This window comes from uncultured Phascolarctobacterium sp. (assembly GCF_937920985.1).
Taxonomy (GTDB): Bacteria; Bacillota; Negativicutes; order Acidaminococcales; family Acidaminococcaceae; genus Phascolarctobacterium_A.
In genome coordinates, this window is sequence record NZ_CALDXR010000035.1 from 1 (window position 1) to 22552 (window position 22552).

Sequence of the window (22552 nt, forward strand, 5' to 3'; positions counted from 1 at the left end):
TACCGAGCGCGTAGTGGACTTTCACCACCTAGTTATCGCCCATGCTGGGCGCACCCGCAAAAAGGCATAACAAGCTGCATTATCACAGCTTATTATGCCTTTGCTTATTTTTCTTTATACGACAGCCTAAATGCTTTTGTTTACACGCAGGACTTGCGCTTCTCAAACAGCTTTCTCAAAGAAATTATATCCGTCGCAAAGGCATACGTCCCATCACCCTTGCGCAGAGGATAAATCTCCTCCTGCAACCACTGATAAAATTCCCTGCTAAGCTCATCATTCAGCTGCCACTTGGCCTTTACAGCGCCATGACGCAGCGTAGCCTCCGCCACCCGGCGCAGTCTTTTCCACTTAGAATAGTACGCCAGCTTCAGCTTCGTCATAAAACGCATGCTGTCCTCAATAACAAAGCCTTCAATATGCTGACCATGATACAGATAATCCTCCTGCATAATTGTCTTTAGCCAAACCTGCAGCTCATCCCAAGACGCCAACGTGCAAGCCTGCTCTTTAACCTCAATCTGCAGCTGCTCGCCCAAAGCCACCAGTTCCACATACGGGCGATGCGCAAAGTTCAGCTCGTTTTCAATAATCTCCAGCAGTACAACCTGCGGCTTCCTGTATTCGATAATATGCGGGTCCATCTCCGGCTCAATGCACTCAAAGATAACCGAGCAATTATTAGTTCTAACAAAATCCTCCAAAAGCTGCATGCGCTCCTTAAGCTCTGCAGCCAAAGTGTTTTGAAAAATTTTCGCATATAAACCGTACATATCGCCCTTAGAGGTTACAAGCAGCTTTTTCTGCGCGCTGTCATAACCCACAATGCCCAGAAAACCGTTGACCTTCACATAGGCCTGCACCGGAAACTGCAGATTATGCCGCAATGCGTTCAGCTTCGTTTCCGGGCGCTCATCAAGATTAAAGAATTTGTCATAGCTACGCGCGACAATTTTTTCTGTCCGCTTGTTGATATACAAGCCTCTTGCCTTACAGGTAACATCATCCCATGCCTTATTGTAAAAGGCGTCGCGGGTAAAGTTGAAGGAAGAAATCTCGCCAAAGCTCTTCTCTTTAATCAGCGGGTTACCGGCAAAGTTGGACAAAAGCTGCTGCACATTCTCAATATTGGCATTTGCTTTGCTGCCCTTCGCGCCCTTCTTTTTAGCAAGATACTCCAAAGCATTACCAATGGTAACTACGGCAAAGCCATCCTTGCTAAGCTCCAACGCCCGCAGCTGGCCGCCCATTTCCACCGCTCCGTCCAGATTAAAGCAATGCTCATTGACCTCCACAGGCACACCCTCATAATTGCGGTGCCCATGAACCTGGTACTCGTCCGCAGCAGCGTACTTGGCAAAGGACATGTCAACATCCAACGCATCCTCATACACGCCGGTACCATAAATAAGCTCCGCTGTTGCCACCAAGGATAAATTCTCCGGCATACGCGCCAAGCCGCCATGGCTTACCAAAACCTTTTTGCCCTGATATGTATAGTAAAAGCACTGCGATAATTTCCTGTAGAAATTATATACAGCCTTCCTGCTCAGGCCTGCTTGCGCCAGCTCCGGTGCCGTCTGCATGCGGAACTCCTTCGAAGCAACGCCATCTGCCAAGCCATAATCCCGCAAATTGGCTTCATGGTTGCCCTCCAGCAACGTAACGTTATCTAATGCGGCAAGCTGCAACAGCAATTGCAGAACCTCGGCATTCTCGCTGCCTCTGTCAATGTAATCGCCAAGGAAAATATAGTAGTTCTGCGGATTTATTTCCTCAAGATATTCCTTCAGCGGCTTATAACAGCCATGAATATCACCGATATGAATTACCTTTTTATAGGCAGATAAATCGCGTGGCTTATACCAGATTTGCGCCAGTTCTTGCGGTTTAATTACAGTAATACCGGACGGAACCTTATTATCCGCCAGCTGAGCATACATTCTTTCAATAACATTTTCTGGAACCTGTTTGTATTCCTCACGCTGCAGGTTCCTTTTCTTTGCTTCCTCAATGGTAATATCAGTAAAATCAACCACATAAATGCGATATTTATACTCATTGGCGAGCTTTTTATACGCAGTCATATCTCTGCCGCGGATGTTGGTGGCATCCACAACCGTAAAGCAGCCTCGCTTCATGCGCTCCTCCAGCGTTTGCAGCAAAAATGGCCACATCTGCTTATCAAAATGCGGGCTGATGCACCATCTGCCTGCATTATCCAGCATCGGAGAAGCATATAGCAGACGCAGCGCATCTGCGCTCAATGTATAAGGCTCCAGCCCCTGCTCTTTTATAAACGTGCTCTTGCCGGAGCCCGGCACACCACGCATCAATAATAAAATTCTCATATCAATCACCTTACTTAATTAATACTTTGCAGCTAAAAAACTGCCTATAAATGCCGAATATTTTTCAGCTATGGGCAATTCATAATCTGCTTCAAAGCTCTTTCTTTTTACAGATACTATTTTTCCCAAAATCGGATTGTAGCCTTGGCGAATATACTCCTTGCTGTATACACCAACGCCTCTTTTCTGCCATTGCGGTACATCGTTGTAGTTTATATTTCTTGCAAAGAGAAGCTCATTTTTGAAGGCAACACTTTTCGCCCGCAAATACTGCGTAGCCTCATTCTTCGACAGTCCCTCCTTACGCAACGTCCAATAGCACCAGGAGTTCAGCGCATTTCGATTGGCGTCCTCCTGCCGCCACAAAAAATAATCCTTTACGAGTTCAATGTTAGGCAAAGGCACAACTCTGCAGTCAAAGCAGACTGCCTTACCAAGCGCCAAGGAAAAATAGCCGCTGGCTTCACCTGCTAGTATAGTATTTATTTTGCGTACTTTATTAGCAAAAGCGCTATTTTCGGGACTGAACAGCAAGGATATTTCATCACTTTCCGTATAACCGTACAAAACCTTAAAACCGCAATTCATAATATGCTTAGTTGTATCAACCATCAAATTACGAAAACGCGTGTCAAAGGGTGCCTCAAATTTGCATATTTCACGCGTTAATTTGGTAAAACTGCGTCCGTCAAGCCTTGCTACTATATACATTCCCGGAACTATATATTGATCAATGCTCTGTTCATACACTCGCATCCGTTTATCAAAATCATCAAATTTCATTATCTAAAGCTCCTTCCAATTCCCGTAAAAACTTCTTGGGCACGCTTTCCGTCAGCCACACGCCGTTGGCCGAAAGGTAAAACTTGTAGCCCGCTCTCGCCATCTCACCTGCCAACACCGTGTAGATAAACGGCTCTCCATGTCTTTTGCCGACATTATGCGCTGTTTCGACATTCGCCGATAAATGCACATACAGCCTTTGCTTGGCGATAAGTCCCTGTCTGTTGATGCTCGCAACATATTTAACGCCAGTCCCGTGATATAAAAGCTCCGGCGGCACAACCTCCCGAAGCTCCACATCAACCTTCACGGAATGCCCTTGATTTGCTCTGATTCTCTTCTTATCCTCGCTGAATGCGAAACGCTGCTTATCATCTTCAGCAACAATATGCTCCAGCATAAGCATATTAAATGCTTCTATCCGGTTAAAGGCAACCAGCAGCGCTTCCACCTGCGCCCAACCATGCACATCCAGCTCAATGCCGACTGCTTGCGGTTTATGCCGCAGCACCAGCGCCAAAAATCTTCCCCATTCGTTTAAGCTCTTGCTCATAGCATTTCCCCGCCTTATAAAAAAGCAGAACTCCCGAAACTATAGCCATAGTCCCCGGAGTTCTGCTTCTTCTTACGATTATAAATTTTTGCTGAAACCTTGACCTTAGTAATCGGCTTCACATTTCCCCAGCTGCCTCGTTTGGAGGCGTTGACTATCTTTTGCTGTTTTTTCGACATTTTTTCATAGCTTACAAATTTTTCCATATGCTTATTCCTCCATTATCTGTTCTGTTTTATAAAAATAGCTTGCTGTTATGCTAATCTTAACACAGCAGCAGGCTATAATCATGGAAAAAATGTTGCGCACTTAAAATTCTGCGCTGCATTGCATTTGCTCTCTTAGCTTTTTCTTGATAAGCTCCTTAAAGTCCTCCGGCTCACGCACCTTAACCGTCGGCCCGAAGCTCAGCACACGGAAAAGCATTTCGGTTTCATCGCTCTTGTCATATTGCACTGTCAGCAGGTAGTGCGACTCGTCCAACTTTTCCGTTTCCTTCGCCAGGTCGGAAAAATGCATCAGCGCGCGTACCATCGTACTGCGTTCATCCTCAATTTCCAAAACCAGCGTCTGCTTGGCAAGCTCTCCCTGCTTCAAGCTTTTTACATGCTCTACCGCCTCGCCCACTTCTACGGAAATTATTCTGCCTAAATTCAGTGTAACCAGCTTACGCTCAGCTATCGCTTGCAGGCGGAACTTATCGTCCTTGGCCGAATATTCCAAAGACACCGGCACCAAATCCGTCCAGACGATAATCGTCCCCTTATTGCTCCGGTACGAAGCATTCAGATAACGCTTTTCCCGCACGGCATGAAGAATTTCCCGGAAGTTTGCTCTGTATTTGGGATTGGTATAAGCATCGCCATCCACAAAGCGGTCGAAAAAGACAAACTGCTCAGGCCTGTACAAAGGCTCTACAGACTGCAAAGCAGCCTGCTGCCTCGTAATCTCCTCATCAGAAAAGAATAAGCTGATTTTTTCATCAAGCAACAAGGTTTTCAGCCATCTTTTCTGCAGAGCAGTCAGAGGCATCGTCGGCTTATTTTTCAGCGGCGTCCCAAGCTCCGGCGTCAGCAGTTTCCATGTACCGTCAGCAAGTGCAGGCAAAAGCTGCAGCACACTGTCGCCATAAGCCCCCTCGCATACAAGCTGCTGCATGCTTGCTGCAGACAGTTTTCCTTCAAGCGCCTGCGTCAGCACCTTCGCCACAACATTATAATATGTTCCGTAAACCTCACTGAACACTGTGCTCATTTACGCTTCACCTGCTTTCTCCACACCATACATAGCGTACACCTCAGCCAAATCCTGCCAGAACTTTTCTTCTACAGCCTTATTGCTGCAGTAAAAGCTTTCAATACGGCCGATAAAGGTACGCAGCCAGGGCAGCATTTCGCCTGCATCATGCACATCGGCAATAAAACGATAATGCTCAGCATCTGTTTTTTCCACTCGTCCGCAGCGCTTTTCCCGCTTCAGACATTGCAGAATATACGGCTCGTCACTGCTGATGCGCACTACAAGCTCCACATGCTCCAAGGCATCAGCAGCGGCAGGCCCTCTGTTCATAGATACGCCCCACAAATGCTGTTCCATCTGCTCAGCCATGGCGCAAAACTTATCGTAATCACGCACAGTCTTCGCTTCCAGAACACGCTCCAGATTATCCAGACGGCAGAAAATAATCCTATGCGCCTTAAAGAACCAGCACATCACATAACGCCTGCCGCTTTGCGTGCTTACGTAAATCTTCAGCGGCAACACGCGGAAAGAAATGTTCTTGCCTTTGGAAGAACAGCTTTCAATACGCACGCACTGCCTGCGCTCTATCGCCGCCAGCAAATCAAGCAGCACATCACTCTCTAAGGCATGCAGCAGATAATGATGCTTATAGGAAAATACGCTGCTGCACACAGCAAACTTATCCTCTATAAAACTGCCCACAACACCTATCTGATTCGTTTCGGCAAAAAAGCTCACGGCATCGTGCCAAGCATCTAAATCGACCTCATCCCTGCTACGCTCATAATATAACTCACGCCCGCACTTTTCATTTTCTATTAAACCAAGCTCTGCATATTCTGCCAATTTCTTGCGTACAGTGGAAATATCCAGCGCCACTGGTTCGTCAAAACAAGATAAATACGCTGCATCCAGCCTTTCCATAAGCTGACGCAGAGTAAATTTTTCACCAGGCTGCAAAATATCCAGCAGGAAAAAATGCAGCATTATATCATTAGCCGTAAAGCTCTTGGCTTTTAATGCTTTATAAAAAGGATTATGCCGGATTTTTCTGCTGTCTACGGAAATAAAGCAGTTCTTGCCGCCGGCATTCTGGCGGAAATACATATACTCACCCAGCCAGCTTTCAATGCGTCTGCGCTCGTTGTCATAGCTGCGAGCGCTTTTATCCGCAAAATCAGCTCTGCTCTTAAAGCCAAAGACATAAAAATCACGCATCAGCTGCCGTATATTATCAAAATTTTTTATTAACTCATTAAAAGCCACGGCCAGCACCCTCCTTCCGCAGCAAATCCGATGAACAGTATTAAAAAATATGCTGATAACTCAGCGCTACTTTTTTACTTAAGCACTGATTTATCTTTAGTATATCACACACCAATGACAATTTTTGTCTATGTCAGAGAATCTAATACACTCTAAAAAAAGTAAATAAGTTTTTTCTGCGTTACAAGCAACAAGAAAAGCGCAGCTATCAGCATACTTTATGCATGTATAACAGCTACGCTTTTAGATTACTGCAGATACTTCAAAAACAACGCATTAAGCTCATCATACCCCTGCCTGCGTTCCTCCGGCAGGCTCCTGATTTTCTCTTTAAGACGCGGAAATTCTTCTTCAATAAAATTATTTATCTCGTCCACTCTCGGAATCAGCTTCAGCTCCGGCACCTCCATCTTGATGCGCAAAAGCTCCTGCACGGATTCATTAAGATACGCAGGCAAATCGGAGGCCATCAGTTCTGTAAAACGCATTGGTGGCGGAGTATTGGTTCTTAAAATCCATCTGCAGGCAAGCAAAGGCCGCAAAACATAAAAGTACTTTTTAGCTCGCACCATCTCTCCCCGCAGATACTCCCGATAGTTGCCTTCTGCCATATTCAGGTAATGATAAAGTCCGCTCTTCGCGGAAAAATAGTTTTCCATAAGGGGAAGAAATTCTTGGCTGAAAGCAGTTTCCCTATAAACAATAGGTGATTTAAACCACTCGAATACCGACGGATTGGAGCGATGCAAAAGTCTCAACGCCTTCTGCAAATCCCAGCCGTTGACATCCAGCAAATCGTTGATGGGGAATTCCAATACATCCCTCGTCTGTTCTAATTTTAAATAATAATCACGCGGACGCACATAAATAAAGCGTACATCAAAATCACTGTCCGGTGATTCAAAACCCCACGCACGGCTGCCGGATTCAACCGCGTGAAGAATCGTAATATTTTCCTGTTGTTCTATCTGCTTTAGCTTTTCAATGATTACTTCCCGCATTGCCACCACACCTCGCCATCAATTATCTTTAACAGTATTTTACAATACGGACTCCAAAAAATCATTGAAAAAAATTTGCGCGTTTATTTTTTCTGTCATTTCTTTACCACTCCAAGGTCAGGCCAACACCGACCTCCTTCACAGTCAGCTCCTTATGCAAAGCAAACTTCGCCGCCAAATTAGTACAATGGCAAGGATAAATTACACCATCAATATTTTGCTTCAGATACTCTGCAGTTGCTAATGTCTGCTGCGAATTACCGCTGAAAAGATGCAGGCCGCCGATAATGCTTTTAATCACGCTGCAACCCGTTACCTGCTTAGCATACTCTGCGATATTGCAAATACCGGCATGCGAGCAGCCGGTTATTATGTAAATCCCGTCCTTCTGCTTGTAGACCAGCGCTGAATCATCCATTACATAATCATCGTGCCAGCCGTCAGCCAGGCAATGCTCTCCCACCGGCTTTTTGTTTTCAAAGTCCTTCACTCTGGGAATCTCACCTAAAAACACAAGCTGCTCATCAAGCCACAGAGGCTCTTTGGTCAGCTTAAAAATAAACCTTTCCTGAAGATAAGCCTCCGAAACGGGAAGCGAAATGCACAGGCCATCTGCTTTTTTAGCCTCCATTATTCCCGGATGAGCTATCAACAAGGGCTTATGCTTCGTCTTAGGATAGAAAGCAAGACCACCGGTATGGTCATTATGTCCGTGCGAAATAATTACAGCATCAAGACGCTCAAGGTTTATTCCCAGCTTTGCGGCATTTTTCAAATACACATCGCTATAGCCTGTATCAAAAAGATATTTTTTCTCACCGTTTTCTATGTATATACTTAAAGCGGGCTCGGCAAGATAATACTGATCAATATATGTATTGTTATCTGCAAGGACTACTAGCTTCATTAGCATTCTCCTTCGTTGAATTACTATCATCTTTAGTCAGCAAGAGTAATTTTTAATTAGCGTTTTTTCAGCTCCCCTTTTTACTCATCACTTCAATACCCCAACAAACCAATATCACACTTCCATATAAAGCCGCACCTGCTTTCATTATTCCCATGTAGTTATATTGAAAGCAAGCGTACACATACGCAAAAAAGATAGCATTAAACAGTATTTGAAAATATTTTTTAGGCATAATGCGCAATTTGGTAAAAAGACTGACTATCACGATAGCAGCAACAGCGGCAATAACTAAGTTTTGTTCACTCATTATTTTATCTCAATCCTTATCCTGAATATCGTTTTTCCAATCATTTGCTTAGGAATCTCCTTCTTTGAATGATTGTATTCAGACTCATCCACAAAACGAAAAAAGCTATTATAAAGTAAATAACCCTATAAGCGCCTCTTGTGCCAACCTTAAGCCACATACCTTGATCTCCTTTTTCTTTCCATAACAAGTACTATCCGATTAACCGCAAATCATAAAGTCTATTTTTATATCTTTCTTATACGAATTTCGCATATATTGCCGTTAAAAGACATATAAAACTCGAATTGGTTTTTCTTAAAAAGATAACCATTCGAATCATTTACTCTTATCCAATTATTCCTTTTCAAAAGTTTTATGTACTCTTCTACTACTTGCTCTTTAGATGAATAAAAAAGATACTTAGTTTTAATCGAGAAATCTGAAATGCTCTCTTGTTTAATATCAATCATCTTATGAGGCTCATTAATCATTAATTTATACCATTCAGTGTATAATTCTGTTTTTTCTTCTTTTCGCGTATAATGAGCTACTATGCTAGAATTTATTATAGCAAAAGCAAAAAATACAACACATATAAACGAAAATATCATTGCATAGATTGTTTTTTTATTAAGCTGAGTTAATGCCTTCATTTCACTTACCTTCGTATAGTTATTTCCACTAACACAGGATCATCTTGCACGACTCTAACAAGCCCTTCGATTTTATGATTATCCTCTAACAACTTACTAAAACTGATTATTTTATTCGAGTAATCAATTTTAAATTCATGATATTTTGAAATTTCTTCAGCATAATGAATCATAACATCATTTGTTAACATACCATTAATAACTAATTTACGTTTAATGTACAAATGCGCGTCAAGATCCTTTGAAAAATAGCTTATGTCTTTATATTCCGCATTTTCCGGATCGCGAATATCTTGAAATATTTGATATAATGCTATTTTTTGGTTTGTCGCGTACTTTGAAAAAATCTCTACACCAAAAAAAGTTTTTCCCCAAATGAGATTATATGCCCACAACATTGATATGAATAAACCTAAGAAAATACCGAGCATAATCCCTAAATTAATATTATTTCTCTTCACCTCATCAATACCTCATATAATAATCTCCACCTCTAAAACGTAATTTGCCCTAAAAAAGCTTTTTCTTTGTTCCTAATAAACTGTCAGCATCAACTATTTAGGTGCGAAATTATTACCTAAATCAGGATATTGTTGCTTTAAATCAAAACTAACGCTCTGTAATACCCTGATTTTATCAATTTTTTCCTCTGGATAAACTCGGTCATAAGCAGCAAATACTATATTAAGGAGTAAACATCCATAAAACATGAAAACCAATATATTTCGCATAAATACTTTCATTTCCCCATATCCAGCACTCAACATCTCTTCACCATCTACACAAATTATGCTTTTTTATATAACTCAAGCTAAAATTTAGTATGCAAACATGAACTACTACAAATTCAGAATAAACTATAGCAGTCCATAAGCTATCACAATGGTACTATATGTATCCAACCGATATAGCTAGGCAGGGAACAGTCATTATAATTAGTGAATAGGCTTTTCTCATTTCATTTAATACACTGTGTTTTATCATCATCATTATTAAGCATGCTAAAGTTATCTCTAAAAAAGTTACTAATAACACAATAACCAAACCTTGACAATTATCTAATAGAGGAAATAAATCAAGTAACTTGACTCCTATAGCAATAAATAAGTTTTGAACAATAAAATACGAAAATGCCCCTAAAAAAATGCCGATAATTGAATTTATTATTCTCATCTATCATCCATCTCCAGTTTCTTTTCATTGCTATCTTAATTATATCATGCTTGTATAAATCTTAACACATAAAAAGACTTAGCAATCTACATCTGTATGAAATAAAAGAAAAAAGCTGGCAAAATAGAATCAAGTCTTAAATTAGCTATCAGTCTTGCCTTCCCCATAGGGGAAGATGTCAGTGAACGAAGTGAGCTAACGGAAGGGGGACTACAAAGCAAAACTGCCAAAACAAATCGCTATCATTTTATAATAATATTAATAAGAAACTTTCTTCTTCCCAGATTTGCCAAACACAAAATTTAGTACTATAATAGGAAATGCATTTTTGATATATTTATTGTTTTCGAGAGGGGTTAAAAAATGCTTTTAAACGAAAAAAATTCACGTCTGACCTTGTGTGGTGAGCTAGCACTTTTAGTTGCAGTAATCATCAACAGCTTTAGTGTCGTGCTCATGCTCTACTCCGGTTCCGGCATCAGCGCCATCAGCAGCGTTCCCTTTGCCTTCAGTGAAGCCTTTCCTAAGCTCACACTTGGTACCTGGACCTACATTTTCCAGGGACTGCTCATCGCCAGCCTGATGTACCTGCGCAAAAAATTTATCGCGTCCTATACGTTCAGCTTTGTTGTTGGCTTTGTGTTCAGCCAATTTCTTGATTTGTTTGAGCTGTATATCAACATGCTGCCGCAGGCCTTTTCCTGGCGTGTGCTGTATTTTGTTGTAAGCTATATTTTAATCTGCATCGGCATTGCTTTATCCAACCGCTGCGGCCTGCCCATTATCCCTACGGATCTGTTTCCGCGTGAGCTGAGCGCCATTATAAAAATCGAGTACGCCAAAATCAAAATTACCTTTGACGTCACCTGCCTGGCTATCACAGCACTGCTGACACTGTTCTTGCTGGGACATATCGACGGACTGGGAATCGGCACTATTTTAGCAGCCTTTACCATGGGTAAGGGTGTAGCCTATGCCGGTCAATATTTAGATAAAAACTTTCAGTTCATGCCCTATTTGCAGAAAAACTAAAGAGAGATTACTGTGAAGCACAGCATTAAGAAGCTTGGTTTTAATATCGAATTTCTTAATGCTGTTTTTATTTTTCACAGCAGCCTCTCGTTCCATGACAGCTTTCAGACTCGCTTATGACACCGGCATCAGCCTGCCGCTCCTGCATGATTTGGCAGATTACTTCAAGGGTGTCAAAAATGATCTCGTAGATGACTTCAACCTGAACACCAACATTCCAATTGATCCGAAAGTTCTCACCTTCCAAATCCCCGGCGGCATGCTCTCCAATCTGCTCAACCAGATGAAGGAAATGGGCGTAGCTGATAAATATCCGCAGCTGTTGGAAGAAATGCCACGTGTACGCGCAGAGCTCGGTTACCTGCCGTCCGGCCGATTTAATCGAGCCACAGCTGGAAAAATTCCGCGCACGTCTGGCCGAGGATGGTTATCCAAATGCCAGCACCGAAGACCTGCTCAGCTATATTTCCTTCCCCGAGGTTGCCAAAGCCTTCTTTAGCCGTAACCGCGACTAAAATATCAAACTCATCCATCCTACCTTTTCTCCATATCAAAAAGCTGATACCCTGCAAGTCCTTGCGACCTGTATGAATATCAGCTTTTTTAAGCTCCATGATGCCTGGATGAGCTTGAAGCTCATCCTTTTATTTTGCAGCTAATATATCACGCCTTCACCCAGCTTCTAGCCATCCATCTACAGTTCTTGATTCACTAGATATATTAACGCCAATTTTATGTACAGTTCTGCTATCATTCAGATAAGGTAAAGCATATTGCTTATCCTCAATCTGCTTTAATGCTTCTTCTGCACTGCCATCAAGCTTGAACTCAAAAATATAAATATCTTTATCACTTTCTATAATGACATCAGCACGCCCTTTGCTGTTCTGCTTTTCAATCAAAGTTGTATAGCAGGATAACAAGCGGAAGATAATATAAAACGTATATTGGAAATGAGTTTCAAAATCCTTAGCACGCTCGTCCTTATTGGCCTCATAAGGAATCGACGCAAGAAAAGCTGTAAAAGCATCCCTAACCTCGTCTAATTCACCACAACGTAACATTCTGTCTAAATTTACAATCCAATATGCCGCTTCACTCTCATCCTTCTTTAAATAGCTGTTAGCCATCAAGGCGACAAAACCTTTTCTTACCTCAACATTAGGATAATCCAAAGTATACTCCCTATAACGCCTATCATAGCCTTTAATTGTCAGGTACCCGCTCTGATAAAGCATCGCTAGCGGATTCTCCGCATCCGCCCTATAATCAACAAAATACTGCGACTCATACGGCCTGCTGGTCAGCTTCTGCATATTCACATGATGCCCCTCTAAAAGCTTCACTAAATATGTCGGTGTTCCTGACTTATACCAATAATTGTCAATGTCCATCTTATTGAAAGCATTGATAACACTGAATGGATTATAAACATCAAGTAGAGCATTGCTAAAATGGTAGCCATCATACTGCTTGTTCAGCAAACTCTTCATCTCGTTAACTGTATAGTCAAACTTGTTAGCCATTTCAACTATTGCTTCGCCAAAAACACTGTATAGCTCCTCTTCCGTAATACCGCAAATAGCATCATACCTGCTGTCCATGCTGATGTCATTCGGCTGGTTAAAGCCAGAGAAAACCGTAATCTGACTAAACTTCGTAACACCGGTCAGAAGCACAAAGCGCAGGCTGGCATCAGCAGCCTTAAAGGTGCCATAAAAATCCTTCAATATACTGCGATTCTCATCTTCCAGGTCTTCATCCAGTACGTCCAGAAGCGGCTTGTCGTATTCATCTATCAAAATAACCGCTTGATAACCTGTCTGCGCTGCTGCCTGCTCCAAAACATATTGAAAGCGACTGCTGAGCGTTGTATATATATCGCTTTTGCCATATATAGCCTCCCAGCTGCTTACATATTCCTCCAGAATCTTCTCCAGCTCTCCCTCAACATCAAAGCGTCCCTTAGCAAAATCAATTCTAAAAACAGGATAAACATCCCATTTATCCTCTAAGGCTTCCATATGCAGCCCCTGGAACAGCTCCTTGCGGCCAGAAAAATAAGCATCAAGGGTGCTTATAAGCAAAGATTTACCGAAACGACGTGGACGCGACAAAAAGCAAACGTGCTCCTGTGCCAAGCGATATACTAAATCCGTTTTATCTACATATACGTAATTACCGTTTCTAATTGTTGCAAATGTTTGAATGCTGATGGGATAACGCATGGCTTAACCTCCGTGTAACATATATCTACCCATATTTTACCATGAAACAGCTAAAAGCTAAAGCACATGCTTTATACCTTTGTTCCACTTCCGCGTTCCGCCGCCCTACTTTTTAATCGTGCATGGACGCAGTCCATCAAACTCATGAATGCTTAAGGTTCCTCCCTTAGGTATAGCAATAACGCTTTCATCATATTTGCCGGACACAAGCTTCTCCAGCACCTTGTAAGGCCCCGGCAGACGCGTAAGCGTTCCTCCCAAAAGCTTTACCAAAGGCATAATATAAGCTTCAACCTCTTGCAAAGCATACGTTCCTGTATCAATGATGTAAAAATCTGTAAAGCCCTTATAAAGCTGCTTCAGAAATGCTTCTGCTTCTTCCTGCCCACGCTCCTGCACCAGCTTGGTATAATCTATCGTAGAGTTCTTCATAAAGTTCATCCAGCTCTTGGTTATAAAAATCGCTCCGTCGGGACGCTTGATACCGGAGCCTGTTAAAAGAACGTCAATGCAGTCCATAGTACGCGGCACAGCAATCGGACAGGTAGTGGCCTTTAAATCGCACGTAGCCTTGCCGCAGCCGGAAACGCAGATAACTATCTCCTCTGCTTCTGTATTTTCATCAATAATCCTTTGCAGCGTCTCATGCATCTTCTGCGGATCGCTGTGCAGCGCAACATTAAGATAAGTTACCTTGCCGTCAAAGCCTATTTTCTTAATTGTGTTCTCCAGCTCCTTTTGCAGTGTAATGCAGGAATATATTGCTCTTTTACCCATGATAGCAACCCCTCATCTATACTCTTTTGATTTTTGACACTTTTTTAATTATATCACTCTCATATGAATCGTAAAAGTAAAAAGGTTTCTTTAACGCATTATCTTCACATAAGCTTTCAAGTATTTCTTTATACGGATACGAGCCAGCAGCTCCTCAGTTCCAAATGGCGCTGTTTCCATAGAACGCTGCAAGTTCTAATTTTTCAAAAGGGAACTTGCGGCGTTTTCTAATTTGGTGATTATTTCATCACTTTTACAAATCTAAACATTTCATCCGGTCCTTCATCGGGATCATGCTCCTCACCAGCAGGCACACCATGCTCCGACTGAAAATACTCGCACCAAAACTGATCAATCTGAAAACCGCACTTGTTGACATAGAAATGGATATTGCGCTTCTCAAAATACGGTGTACAGGTCTCCCAGACAACTGTTTCTGGGTGTAGTGCTTCTACTGCCTGCCATGCGCCATAGCCGATGCCTTTGCTATGCTCATTTGGCAGGGTAAAAAGAATTTCCAGTTCGTTGTGATGCGTCTCCTTGTTGATCTTCAGGATTACACCACCAACATTTTTGCCATCCACAACAATGCGGTAGGTTTCGTTTTTCGGATCGTCAATGCAGCGCTCGATGGTATCACGGGAAATGATTTCTCCATCATCATCAATATGATCATCCCGCTCACCGAACTCAATCATGGCTCCGTGCTTGAATGCCCACTGATTGTCCAGAATAAACTGTTCCCGATCATCCGCCATCAGCGACACAAGGGTTACTTTTGTGTTTTTCATACTGAATTCCTCCTAAAAATGAAAACAGCTCGGCTATTACCCTAAAGTAATAACCGAGCTCACTCGACATCTTATCTGACAGGCGGCCTGCATGATTGCACTGCAATCCTACTATCCCCTACACTACGGTGTACTGTCCTCCGATGACATATCTTATTTATATGTATGATAGCAAAAAACATCCTCGATTGCAACATGATATTTAAATTACAGCGAAAACAGTATGACTTCTGATTGATTTTGCCGTTATCGTTACTGGCCTTGCTGTCGTGTTTCTATTCTATGGGTGCTGAATAAATCGTAAAATTGCAATCGGTAGAAGATTTCAGCTTTTCAAATTATCACATTAGGTTTTGCAGGAGTTATTCTGCTGGGTACCTTGCTCCTGATGCTGCCAATTTCCGTAGCAGAACGCTGTGTAACGCCGTTTCATGATGCGTTATTTACCGCAACCTCCGCAGTATGTGTAACAGGTATTGTGCTACATGATACCGGCAGCTACTGGTCGTCCTTTGGATTGTATTAGCCTCCTGTACACTTTCCAACAGATTTTATTCTTCATCTTCTGCCAGCATACGATAGCCTACACCAAGCTCATTGACGATATAGCGCTTTTCTCCCGGTGTCACACCCATTTTCTTCCTGATGTTTTTCATATTTACCTGTAGCTTTTTGACGCTCCCATAATCAGAATAACCCCATACTGCTTGGATTATGGCAGCATAAGTCAGCACCTTTCCCGCATGTATGGAGAGAAAAATCAAAATGTTGTATTCCGTCTGTGTCAGTTCGATTTCCTTTCCATCGACCAAAACCTGCCTTTTATCGTAATCAATCATCAAATCTTGAAATTGAAATTTACCGATGTGATTACCCTCGTTTTTCTCACTGTAACGATGACTGCGAAGCACTGCACGGATACGAGCCATCAGTTCTTCAGTTCCAAACGGCTTGGTAATATAATCATTCGCGCCAAGGTCTAAGGCTTCCACCTTATCCATTTCGCCGGAACGGGCAGAAAGGACAATGATGGGAACAGTATCAGCTTCTCTAACATCCTGAATCAAGCTCAAGCCATCACGGTCCGGCAACCCGAGATCCAGAACAATGAGATCCGGATGATAAGAAGCGTACATCATCATGCCGAGCGCACATGTTTCTGCACAGATTACCTGATAATCACTTATTTCCAAGTTAGCTTTGATGAAGCTAAGGATGTTTGCTTCATCCTCTACAATTAAAATTTTGAATTTATTATTGCTCATCATCGCACCCTCTTGCCAAAGAAAAGCGGAATACAGCACCGCCGCCCTTCCTATTTTCCACAAAAATCTCGCTGCCATGCGCCTTAATAATAGCAGCACAAACCGAAATACCGATGCCCATATTACTGCGCGTTCCGTCTATCGGTGCTGCAGACTTTTTATAGCATCCGGTAAAAATTTTATCCAAAATCTCCTCCGGAATACCGCATCCGTTGTCGGCAACTTCAAATACGGCCTTATCTCCTGCAAGGGAAACCGACAGCTTCAGCTCTGTCATTCCTTTCGCATGAAAAACGGCATTTTCCAAAAAATTCAGCAACACCTGCTCGATAAGGATTGAATCCATAGGAATATCCACAAAGTCGGCCGGTATCTGCGTAATCACCTTCTGATTCGGGTGTTTTTTGGCGAATTTCATAAGAACTGAGTCAATCAGCTCATCCAAAACGATTGGCGTTTTCACAATCTTGACCTTTGCACCGTCGATTCTTGTAACAGCCAACAGGTTTTCGACCATACGGATAAGCCATTCGCTATCCTCTTGAATTTCTCCCAACAGCTTTAGCTGCTGTCCTTCAGAAAGTGCTTTTTTCTTGGAAATCAGCGTAGAAGCTGAGCCGTATATTGATGTAAGAGGCGTACGCAAATCATGAGAGATTGCCCGCAGCAGATTGCCCCTCATCCTCTCCTTTTCGCTTTCTGCCCGCAAATTCTCCTGATCGCGTATCCTACTGTTCAACGTACTGGTGGAAACGGCAACAACCAGCATAATTATGGCGGACAAGATGCTTTCTTCTACGAAAAAATCCAAAGTATAATAAGGATAAGTAAAGGCAAAATTCACTGCAAATACACTTAAGACAGCCGAAACAATACCATAGCAATACCCGTGCGTTTTCAGCGATATCAGAAAAACGCCGAATACAAAAATCATAGGAACCAGCGTTTGCGTTGTAAAGAGCTTACGAATCAAAAGATTAATGGCAAAAGCGCCGAAAAAAACGCAAACCGAAAACAAAATATCTTCTTTTCGTTGTTGATGCTTCATAATGCTTCTCCTAATTATTTTTACAACTTCATTATACTTCACGAGCAAAAGCGCTTCAAGATTTATCACAAGATACTGATGCTCTACGCTCGTTTCTTTACCAAATCTACACCGAAAAAATGCTATGATAGGAACAAGCAAAGCAGTGTTCAATATACGGCTTTTACATTGTGTCCGCAACAAGCACAATGAATGTATAAACAGATTAACAAGAAGGTGTAGGTATGTCAGAAGAAATGATTAGCAGAAGATTTCAGCTTTCATCTTTTCAAATTATCATATTAGGTTTTGCGGGAGTGATCCTGCTGGGTGCATTACTGCTGATGCTGCCAATTTCTACTATAGAAGGCTGCATAACGCCGTTTAACGAAGCGCTTTTTACCTCAACCTCCGCAGTTTGTGTAACCGGTCTTGTGATACATGATACCGGCAGCTACTGGTCGGCCTTTGGGCAGACAATCATTCTGACGCTGATACAGATTGGCGGTCTTGGTGTTGTAACAGTAGCGGCATCATTTGCACTTCTGTCCAGGCAAAGAATATCTTTGATGCAGCGCACCACCCTTCAGGACGCAATATCAGCGCCAAATGTAGGCGGTATCGTCCGGCTTACGAAGTTTATCCTGTGGGGAACATTTTTGATTGAACTGATTGGTGCACTTGCCATGCTGCCGGTGTTCTGCCACGACTATGGCTGGCACGGTATTTGGCTGGCAACCTTTCACTCTATTTCGGCCTTCTGCAATGCAGGCTTTGATATTTTGGGAACCGCAAACAATCTGTATCCATCTCTTACCGGTTATGAGCAAAATCCAATAATGAATATAACTATTATGCTGCTTATCATAATTGGCGGTATCGGCTTTTTGACGTGGGAGGACATTTGTGAAAACAAGCTGCAGTTCCGACGCTACAGAATGCAAAGTAAAGTAATCCTCATTTTTACGTTGATTCTGATTATCTTCCCGGCAATTTTTTTCTTCTTTGCTGATTTTGCTTCTCTCCCCATAGAAGCGCGGCTTCAAGCGTCCCTGTTCCAGTCGGTTACAACAAGAACAGCGGGCTTCAACACAGCAAATTTATCTGTTATGTCCGGCTCGTCGCAAGGCATCATGATTCTCCTGATGCTGATTGGCGGTTCACCGGGCTCAACGGCCGGCGGTATGAAAACAACAACCTTTGCCGTCCTGCTTGCCAACATTGTTGCGACCTATCGCCAACAGGACAGTGCCCATTTTTTTGATCGCAGAGTCGATTGCAACGCTATCAAAACTGCCTCTACTATCCTCACCGTGTATATTACGCTGTTTTTCAGCGGAGGAATTTTTATCAGCGCCTATGAGAACCTGCCACTGTCATCCTGCTTATACGAAACAGCATCAGCATTGGGAACAGTCGGACTGACGCTTGGAATTACACCGCAGCTGCATGTACCCTCACAACTGATACTAATTTTACTTATGTATCTTGGCAGAGTAGGCAGCCTTACGCTCATGTACGCAGCATTATCCGGCAAAAAAGCAGTTAACTCAAAACTGCCGCTGGAAAAAATCACTATTGGCTAAACAAAAGGAGTGGATATCCTATGAAAAATATTTTACTGATCGGAGCAGGTCATTTCGGGCGTCATATCGCTATGCAGCTTTCACAATTAGGGCATCAGGTCATGGCAGTTGATACTGATGAGGAAAGAATTAACGATGTACTGCCGTTTGTCACCAAAGCACAAATCGGTGACAGCACCAATGCAGAGTTTTTACGTGCTCTCGGCATCGGAAATTTTGACGTTTGCTTCGTAACTATCAGCGGTAATTTTCAAAACTCGCTGGAAACTACTTCTCTTTTAAAAGAACTGGGAGCAAAATGTGTAGTATCTCGTGCTGAACGCGATGTCCAGGCAAAGTTTCTGCTTCGTAACGGTGCAGACAATGTAGTCTATCCTGAAAAGCAGATGGCTATATGGGCAGCCAAACGCTACACCGCAGACCATATTTTCGATTATATAGAGATTGACAAGCAGCACGCTATTTTTGAAGTAGAGGTGCCCAAAGCATGGGTTGGTAAAAGCATCGGTATGTTGGATGTCCGCAAAAAGTTTGGCATCAATATTCTTGGTATAAAACGTTTGGGAAAAACTGACGTCTCAATTACGCCCGATACCATATTATCCGACGATATAACAATGCTGGCATTAGGCGAGTATAATGCACTGCAAAAGTGTTTCCGGATATGAATAATATTGCTTAAGCACAGAATATTTAAGGCAGCAAAAAAGCTGACGCCTTGCGTAAATACGCAGCGTCAGCCTTTTTATATTCTCATCAACTCTTTTATTTCAATAATACCTTAATTTTTTCCAAGCTTTCCGCAAAATATACTCCCTGCTGCTTTTCTGCTGAAGAGAAGCCTTTAAGAATCATCTCCTGCAGAAAGTGCTTGATATTATCATAGTAACCATCAAGATTATAATAAATGCACGGCGCCTGCAGCTGTCCCAGTGAAATCTTAGACATAATCTCGCTGACCTCCTCCAGCGTTCCCACGCCTCCGGGAAAGGCAATAAAGGCATCGCCAAGCTCAATCATCTTCGTCTTGCGCTCTGCCATATCTTTGGTAACTATCAGCTGCGTCAGTCCATCATATTGATATTCCTCATCTACAAAAAACTGCGGCTCCACGCCGATAACCTTACCTCCTGCCTGCAAAACGCTTTGCGCCAGCTCTCCCATCAAGCCTGTCTTTGAACCGCCGTAAACCAATGTATTACCACTCGTACCAATCCAGGTGCCAAGCTCTTTAACCGCAGCCTCAAATTTAGGATCATTGCCTGTCGACGAGGCAAGATATACTGTTATATTCATGTTAAGACCTCCGAGTATTGTTTAATCTAGTCTACCACCATAAAAATACCCTTGCAAGCGATATGGAATATTTTTTCTATATAACTTGATGCAGGATAAGGATGCTTGTTCATACCCTTCACATTAAAAAGTTGATACCCGGCAAGTCTTGCGACCTGCCGTAGTATCAGCTTTTTCCTATGTATCCGTAAATTCAATTTTCTATGGTTATCAGCAGGATTTTTCCTCATGTACAAGTATATTACAAGCCATGAGTACGTCAGAATCTGTCTATCTGCAAAAGAAGATGTTAGGCATGCCAGATAAACTGTTTAATTAAAGAGAGATTACTGTGAAATGCAGCATTAAGAAGCTAGGTTTTGCCATCAAATTTCTTAATGCTGTTTTTGTTCTTCACAGCAATCTCTCATTTCATAATATCCTTTGGCTCTTTCAGGCTCTCCGCTATACTGTTTGCCAGCGGCACCATTCTGATATACCGAAATCGTTCTCTACCCTAACGCAACATCCAGCACCATCATAACACTAAATCCCACGGCAAAGAAAATCGTGCCGATATTGGAATGCTCTCCCTGCGACATTTGAGGAATCAGCTCCTCTACAACAACATAAAGCATCGCACCGGCAGCAAAGCTCAAAAGATACGGCAGGACCGGTATTACAAGCTGAGCAGCAAGTATCGTCAGCACAGCTCCGATTGGTTCCACCACACCAGAAAGCACACCGCCCCAAAATGCTCTGTTCTTACTTTCTCCCTCTGCGCGAAGCGGCATAGAAATAATCGCACCCTCCGGAAAGTTTTGAATAGCAATACCGATGGACAAGGCAAGCGCCCCTGCTGCCGTAATTGGCGTATTCCCCGCCAGAAAGCCGGCATATATTACACCGACTGCCATTCCCTCAGGTATGTTGTGCAGCGTTACAGCCAAAACCATCATCGCAGTACGGCTCAAATTGCTCTTGGGGCCCTCAGTCTGCTCACTTCCCACATGCAGATGGGGAATCAAGTGGTCAAGCATGAGTAAAAATAATATACCAATCCAAAAGCCGATAAACGCAGGGAGAAAGGACAGCCTTCCCATACTTTCGGATTGCTCGATAGCAGGAATCAGCAGGCTCCAGATAGACGCTGCAACCATAACACCCGCAGCAAAGCCCGCAAGCGAGCGCTGCACCATATTGCTAAGCGATTTTTTCATAAAGAACACACACGCCGAACCGAGTGTTGTTCCGATAAATGGAATAAGAATTCCCATGAAAGTCTCCATTACTTCACCATCCTTGTATAAAAAATTTGTTTCTTGTCAACTTAATTATACTACAACGGTAGGAATTATGATACCTAAAACGAAGATTTCTTTGTGGTTATATCACCTGCTTTTATGCGGCGGAGTTAATACTGCATGTGAAATCAGCAACAGCAACAAACTGCAGGAAGCATATTCGAACTAAAGGACTTAATCAATCCCCCTCATACCAAGCAGCAAGAAATCAATGCGCACCTTTTTTTCCACGATTACTTCATTATAATATATTATACTTTGTTCATCGGTAGAACACCGACACGCTCCTTGAAAACTGTTTTGACAAATATATCGTATAACTCGGTGCACTAAAGGGTTGTCAACCTCTCCGAGAATACCGGAAGCTGTGACCAGGCTGCCTGCGGGATACTGCGGCAGTGAGGTTTCTGTTGCTCCGTGAGGACTGACAGAGAAGCCCAAAAGGCAACACAGAACGGTATGTGCGGATCTTGGTGCCGATTAAAGCACAAAGGATTCTGGCAGCGACAATAGACGCTAGCTCGAAAGGCTAGAAAAATCCGTGAAACCTGCAGCAGGGATGCTGCAGCGAACTTAGCGGAAACTCCGAAGTAAGCTGTTGGTAGTGAAGCGGAGAAATCCGTGTATAACAGAATTCTGATGTAAAAGTAGCTCAATACCAAAAGTTATTCTGGTCTTGAAAACCAGAGATAGAAAACATTTTTCTGAAAGATGGGTGAAATTTGTGGGTAGCCATTCCCGCGGCAGGCAAAAGGGGCAGGAAGCTCAGGGTCGCTCCCGAAGGCTCAGACCTGTCTTCTGCGTGGCTGAAGAAATCGGAAACCGTAGATTACGTAAGGCGAAGGTCTATATGATATATTTGTCAAAGCGGTTTGTCAAGTGGGCATAACAAAAGGCAGCTATCAGCAAGCTTCATGCTTGTGTAATAGCTGCCTTTTTTGTTGGCACTAAAAATTTTAAATTGAATATCATTATACAATGAGCATTTAAATTTAAAATCGAGTAGGAGACTGCTCATTATTTGAGCAGTCGACCTCTCACACCAC

Annotated in this window: 23 protein-coding genes and 1 pseudogene; 5 read left to right on the forward strand and 19 right to left on the reverse strand. The window is 42.7% G+C overall.

What is annotated here, in order from left to right:
* Positions 1 to 140: 140 nt before the first annotated feature.
* The 12 genes from Q0612_RS06415 to Q0612_RS06470 form a co-directional block, all read right to left on the reverse strand.
* The gene (locus tag Q0612_RS06415; protein WP_298882284.1) at positions 141 to 2351 is read right to left on the reverse strand and encodes an RNA ligase; all 2211 of its coding nucleotides are present in this window, start codon (positions 2349 to 2351) and stop codon (positions 141 to 143) included.
* 18 nt (positions 2352 to 2369) lie between these two features.
* On the reverse strand, positions 2370 to 3134 hold the full coding sequence (locus Q0612_RS06420; RefSeq protein ID WP_298882287.1) for a tRNA(His) guanylyltransferase Thg1 family protein: 765 nt from the start codon (positions 3132 to 3134) through the stop codon (positions 2370 to 2372).
* Positions 3124 to 3687 carry an RNA 2'-phosphotransferase gene (locus Q0612_RS06425; protein ID WP_298882289.1) on the reverse strand — a complete coding sequence of 188 codons (564 nt, stop codon included), beginning with the start codon at positions 3685 to 3687 and terminating at the stop codon, positions 3124 to 3126. The genes Q0612_RS06420 and Q0612_RS06425 overlap by 11 nt, the downstream gene beginning before the upstream one ends.
* A 14-nt stretch (positions 3688 to 3701) precedes the next feature.
* Positions 3702 to 3893, reverse strand: coding sequence for a hypothetical protein (locus Q0612_RS06430; protein ID WP_298882291.1), 192 nt, complete (start codon positions 3891 to 3893; stop codon positions 3702 to 3704).
* A gap of 103 nt (positions 3894 to 3996) precedes the next feature.
* Positions 3997 to 4941, reverse strand: a complete 945-nt coding sequence (locus Q0612_RS06435; protein ID WP_298882295.1) for a WYL domain-containing protein — start codon at positions 4939 to 4941, stop codon at positions 3997 to 3999.
* Entirely contained in the window at positions 4942 to 6195 is a 1254-nt protein-coding gene (locus tag Q0612_RS06440) for a WYL domain-containing protein (RefSeq protein ID WP_298882298.1), read from the reverse strand. It abuts the gene before it with no gap.
* Between the two features lie 248 nt (positions 6196 to 6443).
* Positions 6444 to 7196, reverse strand: coding sequence for a nucleotidyltransferase domain-containing protein (locus tag Q0612_RS06445; RefSeq protein ID WP_298882301.1), 753 nt, complete (start codon positions 7194 to 7196; stop codon positions 6444 to 6446).
* Positions 7197 to 7299: 103 nt separating this feature from the next.
* A complete protein-coding gene (locus tag Q0612_RS06450; protein WP_298882304.1) occupies positions 7300 to 8103 on the reverse strand; it encodes an MBL fold metallo-hydrolase in 804 nt (267 codons plus the stop codon).
* A 67-nt stretch (positions 8104 to 8170) separates the two neighbouring features.
* Positions 8171 to 8413 carry a hypothetical protein gene (locus tag Q0612_RS06455; RefSeq protein WP_298882306.1) on the reverse strand — a complete coding sequence of 81 codons (243 nt, stop codon included), beginning with the start codon at positions 8411 to 8413 and terminating at the stop codon, positions 8171 to 8173.
* A 227-nt stretch (positions 8414 to 8640) separates the two neighbouring features.
* Complete coding sequence (locus Q0612_RS06460; protein WP_298882308.1) at positions 8641 to 9048, reverse strand: hypothetical protein; 408 nt, start codon at positions 9046 to 9048, stop codon at positions 8641 to 8643.
* Between the two features lie 5 nt (positions 9049 to 9053).
* Entirely contained in the window at positions 9054 to 9509 is a 456-nt protein-coding gene (locus tag Q0612_RS06465) for a hypothetical protein (RefSeq protein WP_298882310.1), read from the reverse strand.
* A gap of 93 nt (positions 9510 to 9602) precedes the next feature.
* Positions 9603 to 9815 carry a hypothetical protein gene (locus tag Q0612_RS06470; protein WP_298882313.1) on the reverse strand — a complete coding sequence of 71 codons (213 nt, stop codon included), beginning with the start codon at positions 9813 to 9815 and terminating at the stop codon, positions 9603 to 9605.
* A gap of 769 nt (positions 9816 to 10584) precedes the next feature.
* Here Q0612_RS06470 and Q0612_RS06475 point away from each other — a divergent pair.
* Together Q0612_RS06475 and Q0612_RS06480 are read left to right on the forward strand one after the other, a co-directional pair.
* Positions 10585 to 11253, forward strand: coding sequence for a DUF6198 family protein (locus tag Q0612_RS06475; RefSeq protein WP_298882316.1), 669 nt, complete (start codon positions 10585 to 10587; stop codon positions 11251 to 11253).
* Between the two features lie 338 nt (positions 11254 to 11591).
* Positions 11592 to 11768, forward strand: a complete 177-nt coding sequence (locus Q0612_RS06480) for a hypothetical protein (protein ID WP_293724293.1) — start codon at positions 11592 to 11594, stop codon at positions 11766 to 11768.
* A 156-nt stretch (positions 11769 to 11924) separates the two neighbouring features.
* On the opposite strand, the gene Q0612_RS06485 is transcribed toward Q0612_RS06480, so the two are convergent.
* From Q0612_RS06485 to Q0612_RS06495, 3 genes are all read right to left on the reverse strand, one after another.
* The gene (locus tag Q0612_RS06485; protein ID WP_298882322.1) at positions 11925 to 13481 is read right to left on the reverse strand and encodes an ATP-binding protein; all 1557 of its coding nucleotides are present in this window, start codon (positions 13479 to 13481) and stop codon (positions 11925 to 11927) included.
* A 105-nt stretch (positions 13482 to 13586) separates the two neighbouring features.
* Complete coding sequence (locus tag Q0612_RS06490) at positions 13587 to 14258, reverse strand: DUF1638 domain-containing protein (RefSeq protein WP_298882323.1); 672 nt, start codon at positions 14256 to 14258, stop codon at positions 13587 to 13589.
* A 239-nt stretch (positions 14259 to 14497) separates the two neighbouring features.
* Entirely contained in the window at positions 14498 to 15049 is a 552-nt protein-coding gene (locus tag Q0612_RS06495; RefSeq protein ID WP_298882324.1) for a GNAT family N-acetyltransferase, read from the reverse strand.
* 322 nt (positions 15050 to 15371) lie between these two features.
* On the opposite strand from Q0612_RS06495, the pseudogene Q0612_RS11930 reads away from it, so the two are divergent.
* Positions 15372 to 15566, forward strand: a pseudogene (locus Q0612_RS11930) (Trk family potassium uptake protein); the annotation flags it as partial.
* 34 nt (positions 15567 to 15600) lie between these two features.
* On the opposite strand, the gene Q0612_RS06500 reads toward Q0612_RS11930, so the two are convergent.
* Positions 15601 to 16314 carry a response regulator transcription factor gene (locus tag Q0612_RS06500; protein ID WP_367181700.1) on the reverse strand — a complete coding sequence of 238 codons (714 nt, stop codon included), beginning with the start codon at positions 16312 to 16314 and terminating at the stop codon, positions 15601 to 15603.
* Positions 16304 to 17362, reverse strand: a complete 1059-nt coding sequence (locus Q0612_RS06505) for a DUF4118 domain-containing protein (protein ID WP_298882327.1) — start codon at positions 17360 to 17362, stop codon at positions 16304 to 16306. The genes Q0612_RS06500 and Q0612_RS06505 overlap by 11 nt, the downstream gene beginning before the upstream one ends.
* Before the next feature lie 224 nt (positions 17363 to 17586).
* Here Q0612_RS06505 and Q0612_RS06510 point away from each other — a divergent pair, with 224 nt between their 5' ends.
* Together Q0612_RS06510 and Q0612_RS06515 are read left to right on the forward strand one after the other, a co-directional pair.
* Positions 17587 to 18927, forward strand: a complete 1341-nt coding sequence (locus Q0612_RS06510) for a TrkH family potassium uptake protein (protein ID WP_298882329.1) — start codon at positions 17587 to 17589, stop codon at positions 18925 to 18927.
* Between the two features lie 20 nt (positions 18928 to 18947).
* The gene (locus tag Q0612_RS06515) at positions 18948 to 19595 is read left to right on the forward strand and encodes a TrkA family potassium uptake protein (protein WP_298882331.1); all 648 of its coding nucleotides are present in this window, start codon (positions 18948 to 18950) and stop codon (positions 19593 to 19595) included.
* 97 nt (positions 19596 to 19692) lie between these two features.
* Here the strand turns inward: Q0612_RS06515 and Q0612_RS06520 are convergent, their stop codons facing one another.
* Positions 19693 to 20223, reverse strand: coding sequence for a TIGR00730 family Rossman fold protein (locus Q0612_RS06520; protein WP_298882333.1), 531 nt, complete (start codon positions 20221 to 20223; stop codon positions 19693 to 19695).
* Between the two features lie 491 nt (positions 20224 to 20714).
* Positions 20715 to 21491, reverse strand: a complete 777-nt coding sequence (locus Q0612_RS06525) for a ZIP family metal transporter (RefSeq protein WP_367181699.1) — start codon at positions 21489 to 21491, stop codon at positions 20715 to 20717.
* Positions 21492 to 22552 lie beyond the last annotated feature (1061 nt).

Coding starts and splice junctions, on each gene's coding strand:
- Q0612_RS06415 (WP_298882284.1), bottom strand. CDS start 2,351: ATGAGAATTTTATTATTGATGCGTGGTGTGCCGGGCTCCGGCAAGAGC.
- Q0612_RS06420 (WP_298882287.1), bottom strand. CDS start 3,134: ATGAAATTTGATGATTTTGATAAACGGATGCGAGTGTATGAACAGAGC.
- Q0612_RS06425 (WP_298882289.1), bottom strand. CDS start 3,687: ATGAGCAAGAGCTTAAACGAATGGGGAAGATTTTTGGCGCTGGTGCTG.
- Q0612_RS06430 (WP_298882291.1), bottom strand. CDS start 3,893: ATGGAAAAATTTGTAAGCTATGAAAAAATGTCGAAAAAACAGCAAAAG.
- Q0612_RS06435 (WP_298882295.1), bottom strand. CDS start 4,941: ATGAGCACAGTGTTCAGTGAGGTTTACGGAACATATTATAATGTTGTG.
- Q0612_RS06445 (WP_298882301.1), bottom strand. CDS start 7,196: ATGCGGGAAGTAATCATTGAAAAGCTAAAGCAGATAGAACAACAGGAA.
- Q0612_RS06450 (WP_298882304.1), bottom strand. CDS start 8,103: ATGAAGCTAGTAGTCCTTGCAGATAACAATACATATATTGATCAGTAT.
- Q0612_RS06455 (WP_298882306.1), bottom strand. CDS start 8,413: ATGAGTGAACAAAACTTAGTTATTGCCGCTGTTGCTGCTATCGTGATA.
- Q0612_RS06460 (WP_298882308.1), bottom strand. CDS start 9,048: ATGAAGGCATTAACTCAGCTTAATAAAAAAACAATCTATGCAATGATA.
- Q0612_RS06470 (WP_298882313.1), bottom strand. CDS start 9,815: ATGTTGAGTGCTGGATATGGGGAAATGAAAGTATTTATGCGAAATATA.
- Q0612_RS06475 (WP_298882316.1), top strand. CDS start 10,585: ATGCTTTTAAACGAAAAAAATTCACGTCTGACCTTGTGTGGTGAGCTA.
- Q0612_RS06485 (WP_298882322.1), bottom strand. CDS start 13,481: ATGCGTTATCCCATCAGCATTCAAACATTTGCAACAATTAGAAACGGT.
- Q0612_RS06490 (WP_298882323.1), bottom strand. CDS start 14,258: ATGGGTAAAAGAGCAATATATTCCTGCATTACACTGCAAAAGGAGCTG.
- Q0612_RS06495 (WP_298882324.1), bottom strand. CDS start 15,049: ATGAAAAACACAAAAGTAACCCTTGTGTCGCTGATGGCGGATGATCGG.
- Q0612_RS06500 (WP_367181700.1), bottom strand. CDS start 16,314: ATGAGCAATAATAAATTCAAAATTTTAATTGTAGAGGATGAAGCAAAC.
- Q0612_RS06505 (WP_298882327.1), bottom strand. CDS start 17,362: ATGAAGCATCAACAACGAAAAGAAGATATTTTGTTTTCGGTTTGCGTT.
- Q0612_RS06510 (WP_298882329.1), top strand. CDS start 17,587: ATGTCAGAAGAAATGATTAGCAGAAGATTTCAGCTTTCATCTTTTCAA.
- Q0612_RS06515 (WP_298882331.1), top strand. CDS start 18,948: ATGAAAAATATTTTACTGATCGGAGCAGGTCATTTCGGGCGTCATATC.
- Q0612_RS06520 (WP_298882333.1), bottom strand. CDS start 20,223: ATGAATATAACAGTATATCTTGCCTCGTCGACAGGCAATGATCCTAAA.
- Q0612_RS06525 (WP_367181699.1), bottom strand. CDS start 21,491: ATGGAGACTTTCATGGGAATTCTTATTCCATTTATCGGAACAACACTC.